4 protein-coding genes are annotated in these 2,864 nt (G+C 62.9%); all 4 read right to left on the bottom strand.

Annotated elements, in window-relative coordinates:
* Positions 1-236: cobalamin biosynthesis protein (locus K0F75_RS25920; protein WP_257604458.1), on the bottom strand; the 236-nt coding region annotated here is incomplete at its 3' end.
* Complete coding sequence (gene bluB, locus K0F75_RS21180; RefSeq protein WP_219063924.1) at positions 233-883, bottom strand: 5,6-dimethylbenzimidazole synthase; 651 nt, start codon at positions 881-883, stop codon at positions 233-235. The genes bluB and K0F75_RS25920, both read right to left, overlap by 4 nt.
* Complete coding sequence (locus K0F75_RS21185; protein WP_219063925.1) at positions 880-2,175, bottom strand: cobyrinate a,c-diamide synthase; 1,296 nt, start codon at positions 2,173-2,175, stop codon at positions 880-882. Before K0F75_RS21185 ends, bluB begins: the two co-directional genes overlap by 4 nt.
* A gap of 10 nt (positions 2,176-2,185) precedes the next feature.
* Positions 2,186-2,797 (bottom strand): cob(I)yrinic acid a,c-diamide adenosyltransferase, encoded by a 612-nt coding sequence (gene cobO / locus K0F75_RS21190; protein ID WP_219063973.1) that lies wholly within the window; start codon positions 2,795-2,797, stop codon positions 2,186-2,188.
* Positions 2,798-2,864 lie beyond the last annotated feature (67 nt).

The raw sequence follows: 2,864 nt of genomic DNA on the forward strand, positions 1-2,864 counted from the left end.
ACCCACCCGCCTATATAGGGCAACCAGCTGAAAAGAGTCACCAGCAGCGTCAAGGGGATCACCGCGATGAACCAGGCGGTGACCCCATGACTGCGCCAACCGCGCCCGGCCGAATTGAAGCGCTGCTCAATCCGGTCGGCAAAGCGCCCGAACGCCACCAGCGGGTGCGCCCGTTTCGGCTCGCCCAGCAGCGCATCCAGCGCGACCCCGGCGACGCTCAGCAACGCCACGCTCATCGACTCACTCCCCACTGATTTTCATACAACAATTCGCTCAGCGGACGCGCCTGCGCCCACCCTTCAAGCACCAGCATGGGCGCCGGGTAAAACTCGGCCACCGGCCCCAGGCACAGTATCGCCAAGGGTTTTGCACCCGTCGGCATGCCCAGCAGGTCGGCCAGCGCTTGCGGCTCGAACAGTGAAACCCAGCCCATACCCAACCCTTCGGCACGTGCTGCCAGCCACAAATTCTGAATCGCGCAGGACAAGGACGCCATGTCCATTTCCGGCAAGGTGCGGCGCCCGAAGATATGCCGCTCGCGATCATCCATCAGCGCCGCGACCAGCACTTCCGCGCAATCGTTAATGCCTTCGACTTTGAGCTTCATGAAATCGTCGGAGCGCTCACCCAAGGCTTCTGCGGTCAGAATCCGCTCGGCCTCGACCTGCGCCTTGATGCTCTCGCGCAGCGACCGGTCGCTGATGCGAATAAAGCGCCACGGCTGCATCAACCCGACGCTGGGCGCCTGATGCGCCGCTTCGAGCAATCGCGCCAGCAGCGCCGGCGCCACGCTGCCACCGATGAAGTGGCGCATGTCGCGACGCTCGGCAATCGCTCGATACACCGCCGCACGTTCGTCGGGGCTGAACGCCTGATCATTCATGGTTTGAAAAGCGCCGCAACCGCTTGAGGATTAGAAGGGAAATAGAAGTGCACGTAAGACGCGGTCATGCGCCCGTCACGATAAACCGCCTCGGCGCCGCGTCCACCGTTAGGGCTCAGGCCTCGGGCGATGGGCTGCAACTCAGTGCTGGTCAGCGAGTGATGATAGGTGTGCCCACGCAGCAAGCCTTCCGGCAGTTCGACCGCTTGCAAAGCCAGCGCGGCCAAACGTTTCTGCATCACGGCTTCGCCCGTCAGCAGCCCCACCAGCTCCGCACGCTGACCGTCGACATCGGTCAAGGCATCAAGCAGGTAAAGCATGCCGCCGCACTCAGCCAGCAGGGGTTTACCCGCGGCATGATGAGCGCGAATGGCGGCCAGCATCGGCAGGTTTTGACCCAGCGCGACGTGGTGCAATTCGGGGTAACCGCCAGGCAGATAAAGGCTGTCGGCATCGGGAATGCAGGCGTCATGGATCGGCGAGAAAAACGACAACTCGGCGCCCATGGCCCGCAGCAAGTCAAGGCTGGCGCCGTAGGTAAAGGCAAACGCCTCGTCACGGGCGATTGCAATGCGCACCCCCTCAAGCAAGGGTTCCGCGTTGACGATATCGGGCGCGACGAATTCGACTGCGGGCGGCAAGGACACCTCGCACGTACTGCCCAGGGCGGTGGCGGCTGCGTCGAGGCGTGCATCCAGATCATTCAGTTCGCTGGCCTGCACCAGGCCCAAATGACGGCTGGGCAATTCGATCCCGGTTTCTCGCGACAACGCGCCGTACCAGCGTAAGCCCTCCGTCAGGCTGCCTTCGAGCAGATGCGCGTGGCGCACGGTGCCTACGCGATTGGCCAAGACCCCGGCAAACGGCAGGTCCGGCTGATAGCGCGCCAGGCCCAGGGCCAGCGCGCCAAAGGTCTGGGCCATTGCGGTACCGTCGATCACGCCCAGTACCGGTACGCCGAAATGGCGCGCCAGGTCTGCGCTGGACGGCGTACCGTCGAACAAGCCCATGACCCCTTCAATCAGAATCAAGTCGGCTTCGCCCGCCGCTTCCCACAACAGACGGCGGCTTTCATCCGCGCCGACCATCCACAGATCCAGCTGGTAGACCAGCGCGCCACTGGCGCGCTCAAGAATCATTGGGTCGAGAAAATCCGGGCCGCACTTGAACACCCGAACCTTGCGCCCTTGATTGCGGTGCAGTCGGGCCAACGCGGCAGTCACGGTGGTCTTGCCCTGGCCTGAAGCTGGCGCGGCGATCAATACCGCCGGGCAGTGACGCGGCGCTCTCATAAAGGACTGCTCATAGCTCGATGCCTTTCTGCGCACGGATGCCGGCCTGAAAAGCATGCTTGACCACAGCGATCTCGGAAACCGTATCGGCCAGATCAATCAGCTCGGGTTTCGCGCCACGACCTGTCACCAGCACATGCTGCATCGGCGGACGGCTTTGCAGATCGCTGAGGACCTGCTCCAGATCCAGGTAGCCGTGCTTAAGGGCGATGTTCAGTTCATCAAGCACGATCAGGCCGATGCTTGGGTCGCGCAGCATTTCCCGGGACACTTCCCAGGCAGCTTCGGCGGCGGCGATATCGCGCTGGCGGTCCTGGGTTTCCCAAGTGAAGCCCTCGCCCATGACGTGATAACGCACCTGCTCGGGGAAACGACGGAAGAACAACTCTTCACCGGTGCTGTTGCGACCTTTGATGAACTGCACGACGCCACACTGCATACCGTGGCCCATGGCGCGGGCGAGCATGCCGAACGCGGAGCTGCTTTTGCCTTTGCCGTTCCCCGTCAGGACCAGCAGCAACCCGCATTCATTCGGCGAACTGGCGATACGCTCGTCCATCACGGCTTTTTTACGCAGCATGCGCGCCAGGTGGCGCTCGTCACGTTCGGGGGATTCGTCCATCTCAGCTCTCCGTTTGAGCAGGGCACGCGAAAGCAAACGGAAGGCACAGGAATTGACTGCCAGCACG

It is taken from the genome of Pseudomonas sp. UMAB-08 (assembly GCF_900095225.1).
Classification (GTDB): domain Bacteria; phylum Pseudomonadota; class Gammaproteobacteria; order Pseudomonadales; family Pseudomonadaceae; genus Aquipseudomonas.